Below are 23,086 nucleotides of genomic sequence, written 5' to 3'. Positions count from 1 at the left end.
TGTAAGCGTGGAGTCAGCACCAGATGAAGGAGATTAACTACAAATGTGCGCCCGAAAGCACGAAGGCTTTGGCGCTAAAAAAGCACAAAGTGCCAATTCAGGGCTTTTTTCGTACAGGTCTCAGCCGAAGCGCTGCAGCTGCATTTCTTGCAACCGACTCAGGGTGCGACGGAAAGGAAACTCCAGGTAACCGTCGGTATACAGGCACTCCAGCGGCACCTGGGCTTCGATAAACAACGGCACCTTGCGGTCGTAGCACTCGTCCACCAAGGCAATGAACCGACGCACACTGTCGTCGTGCACCGACAACTGCGGCAGCTCTCGATCACCGGCTACCACACGCTCGGCCCCATCCTCGGTGCCACGGGCAATCCGGCCTGGACGCTGTTGCGCACTCAGATTCGGCACCTCCCCCAGCAGGATCACCTTGAAGCGATCGCACAGCAGCATGAAATCCATCGCCGCCAGGGGTTGTTCGCAGAGGTCGGCATAGCGGCACCAAAGCACGCTGTCACTGGCCTGCACGCAAACGATGGAACGATGGCCAACGGTGACCGGGCCACGACTTACCGCTTGCCCTTCGGCCAATTGTTCGAACACATTCGACAGCGCGTCGGGTCGGTTCACCCAATAGCGCTGCAGGCCAATACCGGGATGCAAGCGATGATCCTCACCACCGTCTACCGCCACCACTTGCATATGCCGCTCGATCGCCGCAATGCCCGGCAGGAAGCGCTCCCGATTGAAGCCATCGGCATACAGCTGGGCCGGCGGTTGATTGGAGGTGCAGACCATCACCACACCGTCCTCGAACATGACCTGGAACAGCCGGCCGAGGATGATCGCGTCACCGATGTCATTGACGAACAGCTCGTCGAAACACAACACCCGCACCTCCCGGCTCAATTCCCGCGCCAGGGCCTGCAACGGGTCATGGGTGCCGGTGAGCTGGAACAGACGCTGATGCACCCAGCCCATGAAGTGGTGAAAATGCTGACGCCGTGCGGGCACCCGCAGGCTTTGGTAGAACTGATCCATCAACCAGGTCTTGCCACGGCCCACTGGCCCCCACAGGTAAACGCCAGTCACGGGCGAATGGCCTTGATGCAAGGCCGCATGGCAGGCTTGCAGGGCGTCCACCGCCCGGCGCTGGGCGTCGTCGACGACGAAACCCTGTTGGGCGATGGCGTGTTGGTAGGCAGCGAGGGGCGAGTCGAAAGTCATGCCCGCGATTATGACCTACAGGGAGATGTCCAGTCGTGAAATCTTGCCCTGCGCGTTCAGGCGAAAGGTGTAGCGCAACTCCAGCGGGCTGCCGGGGAAATTACCGGAAACCGCGTTGCTGACCAGCACCTTGCCGGTGCGGTGCTGCACCTTGAGCACCTCGACACGCGGCTGGTAACGGCGCCCGGTGTCTTCCATCCAGCGCGCAATGGCGGCGGTGCCCACCTGGTGCTGGCCTTCATCGAACACATTGGCATCGTCGGCAAAACAGTGGGCAATGACCGAGGTGTCGCGGGCATTGGTCGCCGCGATATAAGCCGCGATGGCTGGGGCCAGTTCAGGCTGGGACATGGCAAAGCTCCTTCTTAGGTGGTTGTGGCACCATGCTAAGCCAGGGATGTGTCAGTTCTTGTCAGGAGTAAACGGCCCGGTTTCATTCTGCTCCATCAGCTTGCGCCAGGCCCGCAGCCAGTCGCTGCGCCGCCCCGGATAACGTTCACCGAGGGCCTTGGCACTCGCCACGCGGTCGGTGCGAAAGGTGCGATAGGCGCCGCGTAGCTCACACCAGGCCACGACCACCCGCACTTCATTGAGAAACCCCAGGGCCAGGGGCCAGATCAGGCGTTGGCTCTGGGTCTGGCTGGCATCGGCGTAGTCGATATGCAACTTGGCCTGATTGCGGATGGCCTCGCGGAACACATTGAGGGGCACGCGGTTTTCCGGGTAGCCGAACCCTGGCGGGCCGGGCAATAGCGTCGGGTTGCGCAAGGCTTCCTGGGCGGCAGGGTCAAGTACATCGGCAATCTTGGCCAGCGCATTGGCGGCGGCTCGACTCAACACCTCATCCCCGCGCTGATCGACATAACGCAAGCCCAGCACCACGGCTTCGGTTTCCTCGGCGTTGAGCATCAACGGCGGTAGAAACAGCCCGCTGCGCAGCACATACCCTACCCCGGCCTCGCCGAAAATCGGCGCGCCCAGGGCGGTCAGCTCGGCAATGTCGCGGTACAGCGTGCGCTCCGACACCTCCAACTGCGCCGCCAGCACGGCGGCGGTCACCGGGCGTTTCTTGCCCCGCAGGGCCTGCAACAAAGTGAGTAGACGAGTGGTACGCGACACGTTGATCCTGCCGAATAAGGAAAAGTGCCGAAGCTTAGCAGAGCCTTCTGCCAGGAAACGTCAGCAGCAAAAAAGCGCTCCTTGAACGAAGCTCCGAGGCAAAAAAAACGGCCTGAACAGGCCGTTTTTTTTTACCGAAGCGGTTTATTTAAGCAAGACTCTTGCTCACCACCTCGAACACATCGCTGGACAACTCACCCGACCCACGAATGCGCTCCAGCTCCGCCTTCATCAACGCCTGGCGCGCGCTGTCGTATTTACGCCAGCGGGTCAGCGGCGCCAACTGGCGCGAAGCGATCTGCGGGTTGAAAGCATTCAACTGGATCACCAGGTCCGCCAGGAAGCGGTAGCCAGAACCGTCGGCGGCGTGGAAGTTGATCAGGTTCTGCCCGGCAAACGCGCCGATCAGTGCACGCACTTTGTTCGGGTTCTTGAGAGTGAACGCCGGGTGCTCCATCAACGCCTTGACCCGCTCCAGCCCGCCGGGCAATGTGCTGCCGGCCTGCACGCTGAACCACTGGTCCATGACCAATGGGTTGTCCTTGAAGTTCTCGGCAAATACCGCCAGCGCCTGGGTCTTCTCCGCTTCGAACGGCGAGTTCACCAGCACCGCCAGCGCGGTCAGGCGCTCGGTCATGTTGTCGCTGGTGTCGAACTGCTCAAGCGTCGCCGCCAGCACTTCGGGCTTGCCGCTGAGCATCAGGTACGACAGCGCGATGTTCTGCAAGGCACGCCGGGCGAAGTGCTCGGCGGCGGCTACATAAGGCGTCTGCTTGGACAGCTCGCGATTGGCCTGGTAACGCAACCACAGCGGTTCATGCAGGTTGTCAGCCAGTTGCTTGCGCGCAAACTCACGCGCGGCGTGGATGGCATCCACATCCGCCACGTCACTGATTTCCGTCAGGTACGCTTCGCCCGGCAACGACAGCATTTCCGCAACCATGGCCTGGTCCAGGCTTTCGTCGCTCAACACACTGCGCAATGCCGTGATCAGGCGCTGGTCCATCTGCAACGCCTTGCCCTGCTGATGCTGACCGATCAGTTCCTGCAACACCTGCACCGACAGCTGCTGCCCCGCATCCCAGCGATTGAAGCCGTCGCTGTCATGCTGCATCAGGAACATCAGTTGGTCGCGGTTGTACGGGAAGCTCAGTTTCACCGGTGCCGAGAAACCACGCAGCAACGACGGCAATGGCTGTTCGGCGATGTCGACGAAGGTGAAGGTTTGCTCGGCTTCGGTCACCGAAATCACGCGGGACGTGCCGCCGGCTGTCGCTTCACCGACAAGGCGCAAGGCAATGCCCGCGCCCTTCCCGTCCAGCAGGCCCAGCTCGACCGGAATTACGAACGGCAGTTTTTCGACCTTGTCCGGGGTTTCCGGGCAGCTCTGGCGGAAGGTCAGGCTGTAGGTCTTGGCCGCAGCGTCGTAGGACTCGCTCACCGCCAGGCGTGGCGTACCGGCCTGGCTGTACCAGCGCTTGAACTGGCTGAGGTCGGCGCCGTTGGCGTCTTCCATGGCCTTGATGAAGTCGTCGCAGGTCACGGCCTGGCCGTCATGGCGTTCGAAGTACAGGTCGCTGCCTTTACGGAAGCCTTCGGCGCCGAGCAAGGTATGGATCATGCCGACCACTTCCGAGCCTTTTTCGTACACGGTCAAGGTGTAGAAGTTGGATATCTCGATAAAGCTGTCCGGGCGCACCGCATGGGCCATGGGGCCGGCGTCTTCGGCGAACTGGTGGGTACGCAGGTAAGCCACGTCCTGGATGCGCTTGACCGTGGCGGAGTTCATGTCGGCGGAGAAGCCCGAATCACGGAACACGGTGAAACCTTCTTTCAGCGACAGCTGGAACCAGTCGCGGCAGGTCACACGGTTGCCCGACCAATTGTGGAAGTATTCGTGGGCGACGATGGCCTCGACCCGTTGGTGCGCGGCGTCGGTGGCGGTTTCGGCCCGGGCCAGCACGGCGCTGGAGTTGAAGATATTGAGGCCCTTGTTCTCCATAGCGCCCATGTTGAAGTCGTTGACCGCGACGATCATGAAGATGTCGAGGTCGTACTCACGGCCGTAGGTTTCTTCGTCCCAGCGCATGGATTTTTTCAGGCTGGTCATGGCGTGCTGGCACTTGTCGATGTTTTCCGGCTCGACGTAGATGCGCAGCGCCACTTCACGGTTAGTCATGGTGGTGAAGCTGTCTTCGACACACCACAAATCACCGGCCACCAGTGCGAACAGGTAGGCGGGTTTCTTGAACGGGTCTTCCCAGGTTGCCCAGTGGCGGCCGTCTTCGCCAGGGCCGCTGGCAATCGGGTTGCCGTTGGAGAGCAGCACCGGGTAACGGTGTTGCTCGGCGATCACCGTGGTGGTGAAGGCACTCATCACGTCCGGGCGGTCGAGGTAATAGGTGATCTTGCGGAAACCTTCGGCCTCGCACTGGGTGCAGAACATACTGCCGGATTTGTACAAGCCTTCCAGGGCAGTGTTGCTTTCCGGGTGGATGCGCACGCTGGTATCGACCGTGAAGGTCTCGCGGGTCGGATGCAGGGTCAGGTGGCTGTCCGTCAGCTGGTAGTCAGCCTCGCTCAGTTCCTGGTCGCCGAGGTTGACCGTCAGCAACTCCAGCTGCTGGCCGTCGAGTACCAGCGGCGGCAGGCCGGCGCCACGCTCGGGGTTACGGCGCATTACCAGCTGCGCGTGGACCAGGCTGTGGTCCTCGAACAACTCGAAGGTCAGGTGCGTCTCTTCGATCAGGTAGTCCGGCGCCTGATAGTCCTTCAGGTAAATCATCTTCGGTTGTTCGGTGCGCATGGGTGGCATCCTTCTACTGATGCACGGCGAGCTGGTAGGCCGTGTACTTACGAATATTGATCACGCCGGTGTCGAAGATCAGGTATTGGCCCTTGATCCCCAGCAGCGTGCCTTCGGCAATCGGGTTCTTGTCCAGGTTGAAGCTGACGATCTTGGCCGGATACTGCTCCACCGGGTAGCGGATTTCCAACGGTTCGAGGTCGGTTACCGGTTGGATCGCCTGCAGGCCGAAGCGTTCCTGTAATTGCAGCAGGCCGTCGGCACAGGAGGCGAACAACTCGTCGCGCACCTGCTTGAGGTCCACCGCCGCCGCATCGCCCTTGAGCAACGCACGCCAATTGGTCTTGTCCGCCACTTGGCTGCGCAGCACATCCTCGACAAACCCGGATTGCTGGCGTGTAGCCACGCGCATGATCGGCAACGCCTGGCTGGCGCCCTGGTCCAGCCAACGCGTCGGCAATTGCGTGGCACGGGTAATGCCGACCTTGATCCCCGACGAATTGGCCAGGTACACCACGTGGTCGGTCATGCAGAATGTCTCGCCCCAGCCAGGATCGCGGCAGGTGCCGGCGTCGTAATGGCAACGCTCCGGGCTCATGATGCACAAGTCACACTGGGCCAGCTTGGTCATGCACGGGTAGCAGTAGCCCTGGCTGAAGCTGGTCTTGGTCTTGCGGCCGCAATGGCTGCAATGGATGGCACCGAGGTATTCCAGGCGTACATGGGTGCCGATCAGGGGGTTGACCGGCACTTCGGTATCGCCCAAACGAAACGCGTATTGAACGGTCGGCTCACCCAGTTGCGCCGACATTTTGCTGACTGCACCGCGACCAATTTCAATCAATGGATCGCATCCGACTTGAACAGGATGTTCGGCACGGTGGTCGACTTCGACTGGCATTCCTGCGGGCCCATGTAGCCGGTGCGCTGGTCTTCCGGCAGGTTCTGGATCTCCCAGGCGATCATGGCCTGCAGGGACAGTTCGCGCTGCTCGGCACTGAGCTTGCGGCCATCGGACCACTTGCCGATTTCCACGGCGAGCTTGAGGCTCTCGTAGATGTCCGGGGTGATGTTTTCGATCATTTCAGCAAAAGAGGACATAAGGCTCTTCCTTATCAAAGAGAGGATTTGCGACGGTTATACAAACCGCCCAGCAAACCGGTAAGGCAACCGATGGCCAGGCCGCCGACGTGGGCAGCGTTGGCAATTTCGCCGAAACCGATCATCGAGACCAGCCCTGACAGGCAGAGCACCAGCCACACCAGCATCATCACCAGCACCCCACGGGGCAAGCGATAGGCCGGGTTGGGCGAGAGTAGTTGAAAGATCCAGCAATGCCCGAGCAGGCCATACAGCACGCCGGACAAGCCACCGAACAGACCGGGGCCACCGTAGGCATATTGCGCGTAGTTGGAGACCAGGCTGAACAACAGGGTCAGGCCAAGCAGGTTGATGCTGCCCTGGCGCACTTCGATACGCCGGCCCAGCTCCCAGTACCACATGCCATTCATGGCCAGGTGCAGGATGCCGAAATGGATCAGCATCGGCGTGACCAGCCGCCACCACTGACCGGAGGCCAACATCTCGGCGAACGGCGTGAACTGGATGTACTCGCCCATCACCCGGAACGGCAGGAAGGTCAGCCAGCTCATGGCCTGCAGGTTTTCACCCAGCAAGGTCACGGCGCCGACAATGATGCTCGCCAGCAGCACCAGCGCCGTTACCGGGCTATGGCGCACTTGCTGGGCAAAGCCGGGACGCGTTACCGGCGCCTGCTCGGGAATATCCAGCGTCTGGTCCGGATCACCGGCGGGAAAGCGCTGGTACAGCACGCGCACGTCGTCGCTGATGGTCTCGGGCACCCACAACACCTGCTCGCCGGCTTCCTCGCTGACGCGATGGGGCACTTGCATGCGTTGCAGCAATTTCACGAAACCGCCCAGGTCGACGCTCAACGGCAAGCGCAATACGGGCACGGCACTCATACAATCACCTCGGGTCGCTCAACGTCGACCCATACGAATTTATGCGGATCCAGTCGGGTTTCCTGGTCCAGCCGATACGCCACCAGCTTGCCGTACAGCACCGCGCTGTAGTCCAGGCACGCCAGGTTCGGGCGGATCGGCGCCGGTTTGCCGCTGCGCCAGTAATGGCCGACGAACAGCAACGGTTCGTCGGCGCCGTAGCGCAGCAGGGAATTTTTTTCATGGGGCGACAAGGGCGTGCGCGCCACCGGCTCAGGCAAGGCGTCGGGCTGGAACACGATGTCGCCGTAGGTTTTCGGGTCGTCTTCCCAGAACTTGGTGCGGAAGAACGAGCGCGTCAGGCCATCGCCACCGGTCAGCGTCAGGCCGTCCGGCAGGCGCATATCGGTGCCGCGCAACAGGCGGTCGAAGGCGTTGCAGGCAAAACTGCCGGGCACGGCGGCGGCCTGCAGGAAGTGCTGGTCGATGCAGCCATCCGGGAACGTCGCGCGCAGTGGCTGGATAAAGCCGTCGTCCCAGCACGCATGCACCACGCGGAAACGCCCGGCATCGACAAACAGCGGCATGTCGTAGAACCAGCCGAGGAAGTCGTGCCAGTCGGCCGGGTGGTGCTCGAACTGGGTCAGGGTCTCGTGGATCAGCCGTTCATGCCGTGGGGTGTGCTCACGCACGAACTGCTTGCCACTGCCCGGCGGCGCCGGTGTGGCCCAGCCCAGGGCATTGAACTCGTGGTTACCCATGATGCACAGCGCCTGGCCGGCCTCAGCCATGTCGTGGACGATATGCAGCGCCTCGCGAATGCGAGGGCCACGGTCGATGATATCGCCCAGGAACACCGCCATGCGCGACGGGTGGCGCCAGGTGCCAGCCTGCTTGTGGTAGCCCAACTGCTCGAGCAAGTGCTCAAGGGTATGAGCGCAACCGTGCACGTCACCAATCAGGTCGTAGCTACGCGCGGGATCGAGCATCAGTCGCCTCCACCCCCCAAGCGGCTGCCCCAGCCCAACTTGGTGCGGCACACTTCGTAGTAGTTGTGATCCAGCGGGTGGATCAACCGCAACTTCTGTGCCTTCTTGCTCACGGTGATGGTGTCACCGGGGGCGCAGGTGAAATGGTTCTGCCCGTCACAGGAGACTTGCGGGTAGATCTGCATGTCTTTGGACACCACGATTTTCAGCTCACTGTTGCCATCGACCACAATTGGCCGACTGGACAACATATGGGGGTACATCGGCACGATCACAATGGCATCGAGCTTGGGATGCATGATCGGGCCACCGGCCGACAGCGCGTAGGCGGTGGAGCCGGTCGGGGTGGCGACGATCAGGCCGTCGGCCTTCTGGCTGCACACGAACTGGCCGTCGATATACAGCTCGAATTCGATCATCCGCGTGGATTTGCCCGGGTGCAGCACCACGTCATTGAGCGCATCGCCCTGGCCGATGGCTTCGCCGTGACGGCGCACTTCGGCCTGCAGCAGGAAGCGGTTTTCCACCAGGTAATGGCCGTCGAGCACCTTGGCCACTTCGACTTCCAGCTCGTCGGGGCGGATATCAGTGAGAAACCCCAGGCTGCCGCGGTTGATCCCCAGCACCGGCACGTTATGCCGCGCCAGGGCCCGGGCCGCGCCGAGCAGGCTGCCATCGCCGCCGACCACGATGACCATGTCGCAGACTTCGCCGAGCATCTTGCGCGAGGAGGTTTGCAGGCCGTGGCCGGGGAGGATTTCGGCGATGGTGTCTTCGAGGATCACATGCAGGTGGCGTTCCAGCAGGAATTTTTTCAGCCGGCGGACGGTGTCCAACACCTGGGTACTGCCCAGGCGACCGATAATGCCGATATTGCGAAAGTGCTCCATGGGGCTCCTGCGGGATTGGGAGTGTGGCAAAAAAGAAACGATTATGGGCGAAAGGCCGCCTCAGGCAAAATCCTTTGTCGCCGTGAAGCCTTGATGACAACGGTTCTCGCCCACCTGCGCAACGGTTAAAGGGCTATGCTCGGACCATGACTGTGTTCCCGGATTTGCACAACCTGCCCCGCCAGCTGCGCCACCCCGAGGTGCGTGACCTGGCGTGGGTGATGCTTGCCCCGCCGATGCTCGCGCAGACGCCGTGGCCACAGCGCCACCCGCTTGCGGGCAGCGACTGGGTGCAGGCGCCCGAGCGTCTTGAACACTGGCTACGTGCACTCGACCAGGACAGCCGCGCCTTGCAGCATTGGTTGAGCCTGTCGCGCACCCGGCGCCTGGGCCTGTACTACGAACGCCTGTGGCAGTTCGCCGTGCAGCACGCGCCGGGGGTGGAATTGCTCGCCGCCAACCTGCCGATCCGCCGTGCCGGGCACACCCTGGGCGAGCTGGACATGCTGCTGCGCGACCGCGATGGCGTGCACCATCTGGAACTGGCGATCAAGCTCTATCTCGGCCCGCAGGACGGCAACGGCCGGGACACCGCGCAGTGGCTGGGCCCGGGCTGCCATGACCGGCTGGACCGCAAACTGGCGCACCTGGCCCAGCATCAATTGCCGATTTCGGCGCGGGCGGAGAGCCGTGAGGTGTTGGCGGCCCTGGATATTCAGCAGTTTGACGCGCACCTGTGGCTCGGCGGGTATTTGCTCTATCCATGGCCGGGCCAGGCCGAATCGCCCCACGGTGCCCATCCGCAGCATTTGCGCGGGCGCTGGTTGCATCAACGTGATTGGCGGGATTTTGTCAGCGCCAGCGCGCCAGGTCGCTGGCAACCGTTGCCCCGGCATGCGTGGCTGGCGCCGGCGCACTACCCGGCGGATGAAGTGTGGAGTGAAGGACAGATGCAGGCCTGGCTGGCAGACCTTGATCCGATGGCACCCGCACAGTTGCTCGTGCGCATGGTGCAGAACGGCGAGGATTGGGAGGAAGCCGAGCGGTTGTTCCTGGTGGCGGATCTTTGGCCGAATGTGCCGGGGGCTGGCTGATAGAGTGTGTGGTGTATTGAGGGCCTCATCGGGGGCAAGCCCCCTCCCACACTGACCGCATTCCAAAGGGTGTACTCGATCAAATGTGGGAGGTGGGCTTGCCCCCGATGGCGACGGTACCGGCACTACAACTCATCGATATGCCGATAATCCAACTGCAACCCCGCCGCCAACGCCTGGGCCCGCCCCAGCCTGATCGGCCCGCGCTCGATATCCACCAGCAACCCCGCACACGCCAATAACGGCAACCCGTCGATGTCCTTGAGTCGCCCATCCGTAATCACCAGCACGCGCTGCTGCTCCGCCGGATAACGCTTGCGCCGCGCCACCAGCCAATGCGCCGCCTCGGTCAGCGCCGCCAGCAACGGCGTACCACCGCCTGCACCCAACTGATCCAGCCAGCCCGCCAGGCCTTTCGCTGCTTTCAACCCCTGTACCTGCCACTTCGGCGCCTGGCCGCTGGCGGTCAGCAACGCCATGCGTGCGCGTTGCCGGTAGGCGTCGTCAAACAGCTGGGCGAGCAATCCCTTCGCGTCGGTTAATGCACGATTCCGCCGGGTGGACGCCGACGCATCCACGATCACCAGCCACAACTCATGGGGCGAGCGGCTGCGCAGGTGGTAGCGCAGGTCTTCACGGGAGTGCGGCCGACCGCCGAGCAAGGTGCCCGGCCAGTTGATCGAACCCTGCTGCGCACTGCGTGCCTTGCCCTGCCTGCCGTTGTCCAGTCGCCCCGCCTTGGGGCGGGCATCCGCCCCCGCGTCAGCTCGGGGGCGAATGCCTAGGGCTTTTTTGGCCAGGTGGGCACGTCTCGGCGTGTGCCGGTGGGCAGGGCCGGCGCGGGCATGTCGCCCCATTGGCCTTGCCCGGGCGACGTATCCGAGGGTGTCGGCGACTGCCCTTGATTGGGTGGGCTGGCCGGTGGGGATTGCTCCTGGCGACGGTGGCGCAAGGCAAATTCCGCAACCGCTTCGATGTCTTCTTCGGCAATTTTATCCGCGCCCCGCCACGCCGCGTGGGCCCGGGCGCCGCGCAGCCAGACCAGGTCAGCACGCAAGCCGTCGACACCTGCGGCAAAGCAACGCTCGGTGATCTGCGCCAAGGCCTGATCATCCAGATCGATACTGTCCAGCCGCGCCCGCGCCTGGGTGCAACGCTCGCGCAACGCTGCCTGCTGTTCGGTCCACTGCGCGCAGAAAGCAGCGGGGTCGCTGTCGAAATCCAGGCGACGCCGGATGATCTGCCCGCGCTCGGACGGCACCGTCTGCCCGCTCAGCGCTACGTTGAAACCGAAACGGTCCAGCAGCTGCGGGCGCAACTCGCCCTCCTCCGGGTTCATCGTGCCGATCAGTACAAAGCGCGCCGAATGCCGATGGGAGATGCCGTCGCGTTCGATCAGGTTGGTGCCGCTGGCGGCGACGTCGAGCAACAGGTCCACCAGGTGATCAGGCAACAAGTTGACTTCATCCACATACAACACGCCGCCGTCCGCCTTGGCCAGCACGCCAGGGGAAAACTGCGCGCGGCCTTCGCCCAGCGCGGCGTCGAGGTCCAGGGTCCCGACCAGACGCTCTTCGGTGGCGCCCAGCGGCAAGGTGACAAATTGCCCGCTGGCCAGCAGATCCGCCAGGCCACGGGCCAGGGTTGATTTGGCCATGCCGCGTGGGCCTTCAATCAGCACGCCACCGATCTTCGGGTCGATGGCGGTCAGGCACAGCGCCAGTTTCAGGTCGTCGGCGCCGACCACGGCGGACAGCGGGAAATGGGGAATATTGGTCATCAGCTGTCTTCTTCTATATCCAGCAACAGGTTTTCCAACGCCTCGCGGTACGCCCCCGGTTCCTGCCACAAACCGCGCTGCTGGGCTTCGAGCATGCGCTCGGTCATATCACGCAGCGCTGCGGGGTTGTGCTGCTGCACAAAGGCCCGGGTGTCAGGGTCGAGCAGGTAGGCGTCGGCGAGCAATGCATATTGATGATCGTCAATCAGCTCAGTGGTGGCGTCGAAGGCGAACAGATTGTCCACGGTCGCGGCCATTTCGAACGCACCTTTATAGCCGTGGCGCTTCACCCCGTCGATCCACTTGGGGTTGGCGGCGCGAGAACGGATCACCCGGTTCAGCTCTTCCTTCAAGGTGCGAATCCTGGGCAGGTCCGGCTGGCTGTGGTCGCCATGGTAGCTGACGGCCTTGTCGCCGCTCAGGGTTTCCACGGCAGCGAGCATGCCGCCCTGGAACTGGTAGTAGTCGTTGGAGTCGAGCAGGTCGTGCTCGCGGTTATCCTGGTTCTGCAACACCGCCTGCACCTGGCTCAGGCGCTGGGCGAACTGCTCGCGAGCGGCGGTGCCTTCATCGGAACCGCCATAGGCGTAGCCGCCCCAGTTCAGGTAGACCTCGGCCAAGTCCTCGCGGCTTTGCCACAGACGCCCGTCAATGGCGCCCTGCACGCCCGCGCCATAGGCACCGGGCTTGGCCCCGAAGATACGCCAGCCGGCCTGTTTCGCCGCCACCTCGTCATCCAGGCCGGACGCCAGCAACGCCGCGCGCTCACTGCGCACCTTGGCGGCCAGTGGGTTCATGTTGTCCGGCTCATCCAGGGCCGCCACCGCTTGCACCGCCGCGTCGAACAGGCGGATCAGGTTGGCGAACGCATCGCGGAAAAACCCGGACACGCGCAGCGTGACGTCCACGCGCGGGCGGTCCAGCAGGCTGATCGGCAGGATTTCAAAGTCATCCACCCGTTGACTGCCCGTGGCCCACACCGGCCGTACGCCCATCAGCGCCATGGCCTGGGCGATGTCGTCGCCACCGGTGCGCATGGTGGCCGTGCCCCACACCGACAGGCCGAGCTGGCGCAGGTGGTCGCCGTGGTCCTGCAGGTGCCGCTCAAGCATCAGGTTGGCCGACTGGAAACCGATGCGCCATGCCGTGGTCGTGGGCAGGTTACGCACGTCCACGGTAAAGAAATTGCGCCCGGTAGGCAGCACATCCAGGCGCCCACGGCTCGGCGCGCCGCTTGGCCCAGCCGGCACAAAACGCCCGCCGAGGGCATCCAGCAAGCCGTGCATTTCCGCAGGGCCGCAGGCATCCAGGCGTGGCGCGACCACAATGCGCAGGCTTTCGATCACCGCCTTCACATCCTCCCAGCCGGGCTCTTCCAGCTGTTCCACCGGCCCTTCCAATGCCTGCTCGATCAGTCGCGCGGCGTACAGTTCCAGGCGCTCGCGGGTATCACCAGCGGTACGCCACAACTGCTTATCGATCGTCTGCAACACCGCCGGGCGTCGTCCGGTCCAGGGCTCAGCCAGGGCGCAGTCCAGCGGGTCGAAGCCCAACTCGAAGGCTTTGGCCAACACGCGCAGCAGGCTCGATTGCGGGCCACGGCCATCGCCACGCGGGATGCGCAGCAAAGCCAGCAGGGTGTCAATCCGCAAGCGACCCTGCGGGGACTCGCCAAAGATATGCAGGCCGTCACGGATCTGCGATTCCTTCAAGTCACACAGGTAGGTGTCCAGGCGCGGCAGCCAAATCGCAGCATCGGCGTCGCCATCCAGTTCAAGCTCCTGGTCGATACGGGTTTCGCGAACCAGTTGGAGGATGTCTTTTTGCAGTTCGCGGGCACGGCGCGGGTCGAGCAGTTGGGCTTCGTAGTATTCGTCCGCCAATAGCTCCAGATTACGCAACGGCCCGTAGGTTTCGGCGCGGGTCAGCGGCGGCATCAGGTGGTCGATGATCACCGCCTGGGTGCGCCGCTTGGCCTGGGCGCCCTCGCCCGGGTCGTTGACGATAAACGGGTAGATGTTCGGCAGCGGCCCCAGCAGCGCATCCGGCCAGCAGTTCTCCGAGAGCCCCACGCCCTTGCCCGGCAGCCATTCCAGGTTGCCGTGCTTGCCCACATGGATCACGCCATGGGCGCCGTAGGTGTGGCGCAACCAGAAGTAGAACGCCAGGTAGCCGTGGGGCGGCACCAGGTCCGGGTCGTGGTACACCGCGCTGGCATCCACCTGGTAACCCCGGGCCGGCTGGATGCCGATGAAGGTCAGGCCCAGGCGCAGGCCGGCGATCATCAGGCGGCCGTCGCGGAACATCGGATCGTTGTGCGGAGCGCCCCAACGCTCCAGCACCGCCTGGCGATTGGACTCAGGCAAGCGCTGGAACATCGCCTCGTAGTCGTCCAGGCCCAGGCTTTGATGGCAGGGGCGCAGGTCGAGGCTGTCGAGATCGTTGGTGACGCCGCCGAGCAGATCATGGATCAGCGCAGTGCCGCTTTCGGGCAATTGATCCGGCACCGGATAACCTTCGGCTTGCAGGGCGCGCAGGATATTCAGCGCGGCGGCCGGGGTGTCCAGGCCCACGCCATTGCCGATGCGACCGTCGCGGGTCGGGTAGTTGGCGAGGATCAGGGCAATGCGTTTATCCGCATTCGGCAGCCGTGCCAGTTCGACCCAACGGCGCGCCAATTCAGCGACGAAATCCATGCGCTCGGGCGCTGCGCGGTAGCACACCACGTCCGACTGGCTGCGCTCGCTGCGCCAGGCCAGATCCTTGAAGCTGATCGGCCGGCTGATAATCCGCCCGTCCAGCTCGGGCAAGGCAATGTGCATCGCCAGGTCGCGAGGGCCAAGGCCTTGCTCGCTGGCCTGCCAGCCCGGCTGGTTATCCTGGGCGCAAATCGCCTGGATCACCGGGATATTGCGACGAAACGGCCTCAGATGCGGGGCCTCAGGGCTGGATTGGGCAAAACCGGTGGTGTTCAGGATCACCGCCGCGCGAACCTCATCCAGCAGGTCCTCGACCACCGTCAGGCAGCCGGGCTCTTTCAAACTGGCCACCGCCATCGGCAACGGGTTAAGGCCTGCCGCCTGCAAGCGCTGGCAGAACACATCAATAAAACCGGTATTGGCCGCCTGCAGGTGCGAGCGGTAGAACAGCACCGCCGCCACGGGCCAATCCGCGTGCCAATCGGTCTGCCAGTCATTGAGACGAGGGTTGGCTTTATGCGGGTGATAAATCGCCGTGCGCGGCAGGGTTTGCGGCTCGGCCCAGGCATAGTCGCGTTCGAGGTAGCCGCTGGCCAGGCAGCGATAGAAGTCCAGGGCATTGCCCAAACCACCCTGACGAAGGAAGAGCCACAGGCGGTCGCGCTGTTCGGCACTCACCGTGCTCAGGCCGCTGAGTTCCGGGTCCGGGCGATCATCCCCCGGCACCAGGATCAGGGTGACGCCGCGCGCGGCCAGCTCCACAAGACGCTCGATGCCGTAGCGCCAGTAACCGATGCCGCCATGCAGCGAAATCAGGATGACCTTGGCGTGGCGCAGCACTTCGTCTACATACAGGTCGACCGAGGCATGGTTCTGCACCTGCATCGGGTTGGCCAGGCGCAGGCTGGGGTAATCCTCGGGCAACTGCTGGGCCGCTTCGGCCAGCAGCGCCAGGCTGGAATCGCCGCTGCACAGAATCACCAGTTCAGCTGGGGTTTGGCCAAGGTCGGCAATATTGTCGTCCGCGACGAAACCACCGGGCTGAGTCCTGAGCAGGTGCATGGGTTAAACGCTGAGGGCAGCGCGCAGCTGCGCTTCGAGGCCCGCCGCGTCCAGCTCCTGGCCGATCAGCACCAGCCGTGTGATGCGCGCTTCGTCGGCGCCCCAGGCACGGTCGAAGTGCTTGTCGAAACGCGTGCCCACGCCCTGGATCAGCAGGCGCATCGGTTTGTTCGGGATTGCGGCGAAGCCTTTGACGCGCAGGATGCCGTGTTGAACCACCAATTGGGTCAGGGCGTCGAGCAGCAGTGCCTCGTCGGCTTGGGGCAGGTCGATGGAGATGGAATCGAAGGCATCGTGATCATGATCGTCTTCACCATCGTGGTGATGATCGTGGTGGCTATGGCGACCGTCGATATGTTCTTCGGAACCCGCGCCGAGACCGATCAATACATCCAACGGCAGGCGACCGCTGCTGGCTTCGATGACCTTCACAGCCGGCGGCAGTTCTTCGGCGACTTCCAGGCGTACACGGGCCAGGTCTTCGGCGCTGATCAGGTCGGATTTGTTGAGGATCACCAGGTCGGCGCTGGCCAGTTGGTCGGCAAACAGCTCGTGCAGCGGCGATTCATGGTCCAGGTTCGGGTCAAGTTTGCGCTGGGCATCGACCTGGTCGGGGAACGCGGCAAAGGTGCCGGCAGCCACGGCCGGGCTGTCGACCACGGTGATGACCGCATCAACCGTGCAGGCGCTGCGGATTTCCGGCCACTGGAAGGCCTGTACCAACGGTTTTGGCAGGGCCAGGCCCGAGGTTTCGATAAGGATATGGTCGAGGTCGCCGCGACGAGCGACCAGTTCGCGCATCACCGGGAAGAACTCTTCCTGCACCGTGCAGCACAGGCAGCCGTTGGCCAGCTCGTACACGCGGCCGTTGGCCTCTTCTTCGGTGCAACCGATGGAGCACTGCTTGAGGATTTCACCGTCGATGCCCAGCTCGCCGAACTCGTTGACGATCACCGCAATGCGACGGCCCTGGGCGTTGTCGAGCATATGGCGCAGCAAGGTGGTTTTGCCCGAGCCGAGGAAGCCGGTAACGATGGTGACGGGGAGTTTGGCCAGTGTTTTCATCGGATGCCCTTTGGGGCGGGCATACGGGACGATAGGCCCTGCGGCGGCGCGCAGACGCGGATTTCGTCACCGGATCACCCCGCCCGGTTGAATTGGAAAATCGGTTACGAGGCAGGTCTCCTGGCTTGGGGCTTGCGGGTCTTGCGACCGGCGCCGACTGCGCCTTCCCGCCGTAATGGCAGTGGCGTGGCAGTCAGATAAACCCTTCACAGTTGCGGGGGCAGCCGCGGCTTGGACCGCGTTCCCTTCTTAGCTTCGACCTGGGCCGAAGAACCTCGAAGGTGCAAGGCTACGCAGTGCGCGGGGGATGGTCAATGTCGGCGACTTTCAAGTGACTATCCTCGAAGAGACGACCGAGATGGCTTACCCCCACGCTATACCTCGTGATTAGAAATCAGTAGCAGACCTTACGACTGACTCGATCCGCTCACGCCCTGCACTCGTCAAACGCTTCACACCAAATGTCTTGGCAATTTCCAAAGGCTGGTCACCCGCTGAAATCAAAGACGCCACTAACAGCAACTCTTCAGCAGCTATTTCTTCGACAGAACGGGCATCGTCAAGTGCGCCTGGTGTTCGATATAGATTCCAGTTCAACACATCGCTTTGCGAGTGCCAGACGAACTGCCCTTCCACCGGGTCGCTTTTCAAATGGTGATGCTGCTCGGTCAATTCGAGAACACGCTCCCGGATCAAGCGACCGGACCGTTGAAATCCATGCGCCCTTGCAATTCGCTGTACCAACAGTGAATCCAGAATCGGTGCTTCATGGATCAGCACATGGGAAATCAGGTCTTTCAGAACCGGATCATACGCCTCCGAGTAAAACGCATCCGCGCGAATCCTTTCACTCACACTAGTGAAGTCCGTGACTCGATATTCACCTTTGACAGCAGGATGGGCTGAAACCGAGGCTGCCCTGGCAACTTTGAGCTCCGGAGGCTCGTTTATCGCCAGGCTACTCACAGGAGCTGCAACGATATCTTCTGCCTGATCCTGGACGGATAGAGATGAATCACTACCGACGAGTGTCAAAGGTGGAATGAATACCTGCTGCTCTCCATAAACAACCACTTCAGGGGTAGCCCGGGATTCAACCAGCAGCGCTTCAAGAGCTGCGTGCAGACGATCAAGAGCTCCGGACTTGTCGATCCACCAATCTGTGGACCACAATCGCACCAGCTTCCAGCCCAAACCTTGCAGAATCGCGCTTCGCACCTTGTCACGGTCGCGCGCCGTCGCCGCACTGTGATAAGTCGCACCATCACATTCGACGCCAGCAAGGTAATCACCGGGGCGGTCTGGATGCACGATGCCCAAATCAAGACGGAAGCGGGATACGCCAATTTGCGGAACGACTTGCCAGCCTTTGCGTCTCAAACCTTGGGCGACAGCTTCTTCAAAGGGAGAGTCGTATCCACCCACCGAGCCCTGTATCGCTTCGGCTAACGCTCTCGGCCCACGCTGGGCAAACTCAATGAAGTGTTTTAGATCACGTACGGCTCTTGCATTGGTGCGATTCAAGTCGATCATCGAAGCATCAAAAGATGAAAAGACCAGCATTTCCCGGCGAGCGCGGGTTATTGCTACGTTCAATCGACGCCAGCCGCCCTCTTTATTCAGGGGACCGAAGTTCATCGACATGACCTGAGCACCGGGTTCCGTTGGCCCATACCCAATGCCGAGCATAATCAAATCGCGCTCATCGCCCTGTACGGTTTCCAGGTTTTTGACTACCACCGGTTCAGGTTGATCATCTTGAAAAAACGGCTCAATTTGCGGGAACTGTTGCCGCGCTTTATCCAGCAGGTCAGTAATCAGTCGTTGTTGATCGCTGTTAAGCGTGATGATGCCAATCGTATGACCCGCAGCGATAAAGGCCGGATCCATCAAGCGCTTAACCGTTTCGGCGACGATGGCCTCGGCCTCGGCCTGGTTATTACGGCCCTTGCCCTTCGCATACACGCCGTCAACACGTCGCCATTCGACCGTGCTCGCACGCGTTTGCGCGGCTGGGAACGTAATCAAGTTGCTGTCGTAATAACGATGATTGGAAAATGCGATCAAGCTCTCGTGACGGCTACGGTAGTGCCAACTGAGGCTGTGACTTGGGATACCTGCACCCAGACATTCGTCGAGGATGCTTTCCATATCTTCCGCAGTGTCGTCTTCAGAGGCGGATGCCGCACGATTGAAGAAGTTGGTCGGCGGCATTTGCCGAGGGTCGCCCGCAATCACCACTTGCTTGCCTCTGGCAATAGAGCCAATGGCATCCCAAGGTGCTATCTGCGATGCTTCATCGAAGATCACTAGGTCGAAAAGCTGGAGATCCGCAGGAAGGTATTGAGCAATCGACAACGGACTCATCAGCATGCATGGCGCGAGCTTAGGTAACGCATCGCCCATTTCCACAGCCAATTGACGCACCGGTTTGTGACGTCGAGACTTCTGCAACTCATGCTTCAAGACACCAAAACCACCTTGTTTGCCGATGTCATTTTTCGATGGAATCGAGCCACAAAGTTTCGCGCGAATGTAACGCACAGTAAGCCTAGATAAATCGTCATCCAAGCGCACAAACGCTTCAATATCGCTGGTGTGCTCAACAGGAACGAAGTTGCGCAACAATGGTTCTGCGTCAATCGCCCCAGTTGCAAACCAGCGCGCATAAGCTGTTTCGAACACACTCAGGGTGCCTCCCTCGGGCAATGCATTTGCCGCCAGAGCGTCGCTTAGGGGTTGCAGTCCCACTGCCAGCGCCTCGTCCCTGACTCGACACCAGTCGCACCAAGCCTTCAGCTTTGAGGATTGTCGAGTGACTGCACTGGACACATCAAACAGCGCTTCGATTGACAGCTTGGCCTCGTAGGGTCGATTACAAAGTTCGTAGAAACGTTGGGTTCCCTGATTAAAGTCCCCCAGTACATCCTTCAATACGTGCAACGCGGAAGAAATAAAACCACCTGCACCCAATAGCTCATTGGCTTTCACGACCAGCTTTTCAGTCGTCTCCCTCAGGGAAATCAGGTGCTCCGGCGATTGCGCACTTGCACTGATGATAGCCCTTAAGCGTTCGCCCAACTCACAGGCTGCGTTCATGGCCACACCATCACTAGCCAAACCGCTCCACCCAGGCACTGTACTCAATTCTGAGGACATTCCATCCAGAGCGGCGAGCAAGGTTTGCATTTCATTGAGCTTGGGCAGATCGGCTTCGACGTCCGGCAGCCCTACCGCGCCACCTGCGCCGGCCAGATTTTTGGCAACTTTTTTCTTACCCAGGGTTGCGAAGAACCAGAACTTTTCCTTGGCCCGACTCCATTCCTCCTTGAATACGGCAAGCTCGAGCGTGCGACATACACCCTCGCTGTACCGGACAGAGAGCGAACTTTCGATTGATCGATAATCAGCCAAAAGTTGCGATGCTTTTTTTGCCGAGCCGATCTTGGCACTGACATTCAGCGTGAAGACAAATGAGAGATCAATGCCATGGGCATCAATCAGCAAGGTGACAAACCGTACAAGCTGCTCGAAATCCTCAGTACTCTCGACAGCGAGCGGGAGGCTCGTTGCCTTGAGAAGGTTGGCACCGGCGACTTTGAGTCGTTCGATTTTATCTGGCATCTCTTGTGCGGCAGCGACAATCGCCTCTTGCCATCCATTCGACCAATCTGTAGGCGCCATCAGTGCAAAATCTTTCGACAGCTCACGCGCGGCCTGACTGTTCAAGTCGAGACGTCGCGCCAACTCTTTCATCATCAAGTAAGTGTGCGAGTCGTGAACCGTTCCGGACGGCCACGTCAATCGAGGCAACGACTCGTTCCAATCCCGTACTACCCGCCCGATGGCTAGGTGCACCGACAGACCGTTAGGTGAGCGTTGATGGAGCAACTCGACAACTTGATTGAGCCGGTTTCGCAGCTTATGCAGCTTGGCCGTTTCGTTAGCCCATTCATCCGCACTCAGCGCATCACGAACATCCCAGGCGCGTTCGAGCTGCTTAAGTACTTCAACCTTGGACGTCTTACTCGAGTGAAGCTCGAGGCAAAACTCGCCCAGCCCCTTTTCTTCAAGCCGTCTATACACCACATCAAGCGCGGCCATCTTTTCAGCAACAAACAACACCCTTCGTCCAAGCGCAAGGTTGTGCGCAATCATGTTGGCAATAGTTTGGGATTTACCTGTGCCTGGCGGCCCATCGAGTACAAAATCACAACCACTGGATGACGCAACCACAGCAGACAGTTGAGAGGAGTCCGCTGGTAGTGGGGTAAATAAATTCGCAGGGTTGACCTTTCGATCCAACTCGTGGGGTTGCGGAAACTCTCCAGAGGTCGCATAACTGTCACCGCCTAGGCTTCGCTCCAACAGGTGCTTGACCATCGGACTCTTCAGCAGCTGCTCTGAACGAGCTGCCAAATCTTGCCACATAAGGTACTTGGCGAATGAAAATGTCCCCAGTACGAGTTCTGTAGTGACCTCAAATCCCGGCACATCCCTGACAGCGCGTCTCACGATGTTCCAGATACCAGCCACATCAATACCGCTGTCATCCGTTGGTAGCTCACGATCCAAACCAGGGATAACCAGTTCGAAGTCATGTCGCAGTAACTCAAGCAAGGTCAAGTTGAAGCGCGGCTCATCTTCCAGCAACGTCATCGTCACGCCGGACAACGCACTTTTACGATCAAGTTTGACCGGCAGCAAAATCAACGGAGCTGAATAGCTCTTCTGGTCATCCGCGGATTTTTTCCATTTCAGAAAGCCCAAGGCGAGAAACAAGGTATTCGCGCCGCCCTCATCGAGATCACTTCGGGCCTTGCGATACAAGTCGATCATGGCGACTTCAAGCTTGGCTTTCTCAAGTGTAGCGAGCACCTCACCCCTGGCCAGAGCCGACCTCGCATACTCGTCGCACAGGTTTTCACGATTCTGCTGCTCATACAGCGCAGCATCTCTACCACCAGCAGCAAGGTCAGGCACCGAGACAATTCGAATGCGTTTACCGCTGGACAACTGATCTTCCAGTTCAGTTGGATCAGGACAAATTAGCCGCACACCCTTGGCGCTGTCCGGCAGATGCAGGAGCCGATTGCGGGTGGTCAAATCCAAGAGTTTGCGTTGCCATAACGTTAGCTTACCGGCGGGCGAATCCGAATCGGTAGACATCTCAACGTCAAATGGTGGCAGTGCCGGAGCGACCTCCAAGCCCTCAAGCACAGTCGCCGCCTCTTGGTCAGCATCCGGTTTGATGGCAGACACTGAAGTTGCGAGAGGTCGGATGCGCTGCATACGTGCGCGATGCAAATCAACAGCCATGATGAAATCTTCATCATTGATTTGTCGCTCACCAGCATTGATTGCCTGACTGAAGCTCGGAACCGGAAACTGAGTGGCTAGAGTGGTTTCAAATACCAGTGCTTCTTTCAAATCAATGCGTTTACGCACCGCAGCCGCTTCATCAGTAATTAACTGGGAGAATTCTTGCGGCTGAAGCCAGACACCCACGAACGCATGACCCTTGGTCAGAATCAGCAGCGCATTGAGGCCGGCCTGCTCCAGCGCTCCAGCGAACAGAAGCGCAGTGTCCAAGCACGTAGCTACGCGTCCGTCCAAGACAAGTCCCGGCGACCTAACCTTTTGTCCACGGGTTTCAAAGCTTGCAGGCGGTAGCGCATAACTCAGTCTCAGCCCGCAAACTGCCGACCAAATAGCGGAAGTCAGCTCCCATGTTCGAGCTCGGGACTTACGCTCGTATCCATCAATACCATCCGGTTTGCCAGCTCGACGCAGTACGTCCGATGCCGACTTGAGTATCCGATCAACTGCTGGGTCATTTGGCATCGCGAACGCAGGCAATAGCTCCGGCATGGCATTCACACCACCCCACTCATTTTTCGCGAGAAGCTCCACAGAAAAGGTCTGAATAGCCAGAACCTCGTCCTTGCAGCGAAGTCGCAGAACAAGCGTTGCAGCCAGGCTTTCAGCAAGATCAGCCAAATAGCCGGCATTCAATGTCAGATTGCGATCTGAAATATGCAGGGTTGAATCTTTGCCTAGACGATCAAGACGCCAAACCTTTCCTTCCAGGAAAGGCGGGTCAGCCACCAGCTCCAACTCAAGATCGTTGTAATCCGCCTCACCATCATTGTGTACCGTCAGTTCGCGTAGAACTGGGACAGCGTTTTGGTGGGACGCAAAGCCAATCTTGTTGGCGATCACTCCCTCGATCTTGATGGTCATGAACCACTTCTCCTTAGTAAACGGGGCAACGCGACATTGCAATACAGGCAAAAGGAATGGGCATACTCAACGACGTGCAGGCTTTTTGAAACTGCTTTTTTCATCAAACTCCGATAACACGACCAGGTAATTGTATTTTTCATATTCCACA

15 protein-coding genes and 1 riboswitch are annotated in these 23,086 nt (G+C 60.7%); of the genes, 1 reads left to right on the top strand and 14 read right to left on the bottom strand.

Annotation, left to right across the window (positions count from 1 at the left end):
- Window positions 1-120: 120 nt before the first annotated feature.
- The 9 genes from zapE to HCF10_RS10595 form a co-directional block, all read right to left on the bottom strand.
- The gene (gene zapE, locus HCF10_RS10635) at window positions 121-1,224 is read right to left on the bottom strand and encodes a cell division protein ZapE (RefSeq protein WP_167655469.1); all 1,104 of its coding nucleotides are present in this window, start codon (window positions 1,222-1,224) and stop codon (window positions 121-123) included.
- 15 nt (window positions 1,225-1,239) lie between these two features.
- Window positions 1,240-1,575 (bottom strand): nuclear transport factor 2 family protein, encoded by a 336-nt coding sequence (locus HCF10_RS10630; RefSeq protein ID WP_131696618.1) that lies wholly within the window; start codon window positions 1,573-1,575, stop codon window positions 1,240-1,242.
- A 51-nt stretch (window positions 1,576-1,626) separates the two neighbouring features.
- A complete protein-coding gene (locus HCF10_RS10625; protein ID WP_145337283.1) occupies window positions 1,627-2,343 on the bottom strand; it encodes a helix-turn-helix transcriptional regulator in 717 nt (238 codons plus the stop codon).
- A gap of 148 nt (window positions 2,344-2,491) precedes the next feature.
- Window positions 2,492-5,149, bottom strand: coding sequence for an aminopeptidase N (gene pepN / locus HCF10_RS10620; RefSeq protein ID WP_131696620.1), 2,658 nt, complete (start codon window positions 5,147-5,149; stop codon window positions 2,492-2,494).
- A gap of 13 nt (window positions 5,150-5,162) precedes the next feature.
- Entirely contained in the window at window positions 5,163-5,993 is an 831-nt protein-coding gene (locus HCF10_RS10615) for a DUF2797 domain-containing protein (RefSeq protein WP_065941225.1), read from the bottom strand.
- Window positions 5,990-6,250, bottom strand: a complete 261-nt coding sequence (locus HCF10_RS10610) for a YeaC family protein (RefSeq protein ID WP_017738604.1) — start codon at window positions 6,248-6,250, stop codon at window positions 5,990-5,992. The genes HCF10_RS10615 and HCF10_RS10610 overlap by 4 nt, the downstream gene beginning before the upstream one ends.
- 14 nt (window positions 6,251-6,264) lie before the next feature.
- Window positions 6,265-7,134 (bottom strand): rhomboid family intramembrane serine protease, encoded by an 870-nt coding sequence (locus HCF10_RS10605; RefSeq protein ID WP_131696621.1) that lies wholly within the window; start codon window positions 7,132-7,134, stop codon window positions 6,265-6,267.
- Window positions 7,131-8,105 (bottom strand): metallophosphoesterase, encoded by a 975-nt coding sequence (locus HCF10_RS10600; RefSeq protein ID WP_167655527.1) that lies wholly within the window; start codon window positions 8,103-8,105, stop codon window positions 7,131-7,133. The genes HCF10_RS10605 and HCF10_RS10600 overlap by 4 nt, the downstream gene beginning before the upstream one ends.
- Complete coding sequence (locus HCF10_RS10595) at window positions 8,102-8,992, bottom strand: NAD(+) kinase (RefSeq protein WP_003190745.1); 891 nt, start codon at window positions 8,990-8,992, stop codon at window positions 8,102-8,104. The genes HCF10_RS10600 and HCF10_RS10595 overlap by 4 nt, the downstream gene beginning before the upstream one ends.
- A 146-nt stretch (window positions 8,993-9,138) precedes the next feature.
- On the opposite strand from HCF10_RS10595, the gene HCF10_RS10590 reads away from it, so the two are divergent.
- Window positions 9,139-10,086 (top strand): DUF1853 family protein, encoded by a 948-nt coding sequence (locus tag HCF10_RS10590; protein ID WP_131696623.1) that lies wholly within the window; start codon window positions 9,139-9,141, stop codon window positions 10,084-10,086.
- A 125-nt stretch (window positions 10,087-10,211) separates the two neighbouring features.
- Here HCF10_RS10590 and HCF10_RS10585 read toward each other — a convergent pair whose 3' ends face one another.
- The 5 genes from HCF10_RS10585 to HCF10_RS10565 all read right to left on the bottom strand — a co-directional run bounded on the left by HCF10_RS10585 (window position 10,212) and on the right by HCF10_RS10565 (window position 22,935).
- The gene (locus HCF10_RS10585) at window positions 10,212-10,814 is read right to left on the bottom strand and encodes a vWA domain-containing protein (RefSeq protein ID WP_167655526.1); all 603 of its coding nucleotides are present in this window, start codon (window positions 10,812-10,814) and stop codon (window positions 10,212-10,214) included.
- A 53-nt stretch (window positions 10,815-10,867) separates the two neighbouring features.
- The gene (locus HCF10_RS10580) at window positions 10,868-11,866 is read right to left on the bottom strand and encodes an ATP-binding protein (protein ID WP_131696624.1); all 999 of its coding nucleotides are present in this window, start codon (window positions 11,864-11,866) and stop codon (window positions 10,868-10,870) included.
- Entirely contained in the window at window positions 11,866-15,627 is a 3,762-nt protein-coding gene (cobN, locus tag HCF10_RS10575; protein ID WP_167655467.1) for a cobaltochelatase subunit CobN, read from the bottom strand. The genes HCF10_RS10580 and cobN overlap by 1 nt, the downstream gene beginning before the upstream one ends.
- 3 nt (window positions 15,628-15,630) lie before the next feature.
- Entirely contained in the window at window positions 15,631-16,692 is a 1,062-nt protein-coding gene (gene cobW, locus HCF10_RS10570) for a cobalamin biosynthesis protein CobW (RefSeq protein WP_131696626.1), read from the bottom strand.
- A 93-nt stretch (window positions 16,693-16,785) separates the two neighbouring features.
- Window positions 16,786-16,985, bottom strand: a riboswitch (cobalamin riboswitch).
- Between the two features lie 94 nt (window positions 16,986-17,079).
- Window positions 17,080-22,935, bottom strand: a complete 5,856-nt coding sequence (locus tag HCF10_RS10565) for a DUF3320 domain-containing protein (RefSeq protein WP_167655466.1) — start codon at window positions 22,933-22,935, stop codon at window positions 17,080-17,082.
- Window positions 22,936-23,086 lie beyond the last annotated feature (151 nt).

It is taken from the genome of Pseudomonas sp. B14(2022), from assembly GCF_012030485.1.
Taxonomy (GTDB): Bacteria; Pseudomonadota; Gammaproteobacteria; order Pseudomonadales; family Pseudomonadaceae; genus Aquipseudomonas.
This window is presented reverse-complemented; position numbering and strand designations above follow the sequence as displayed.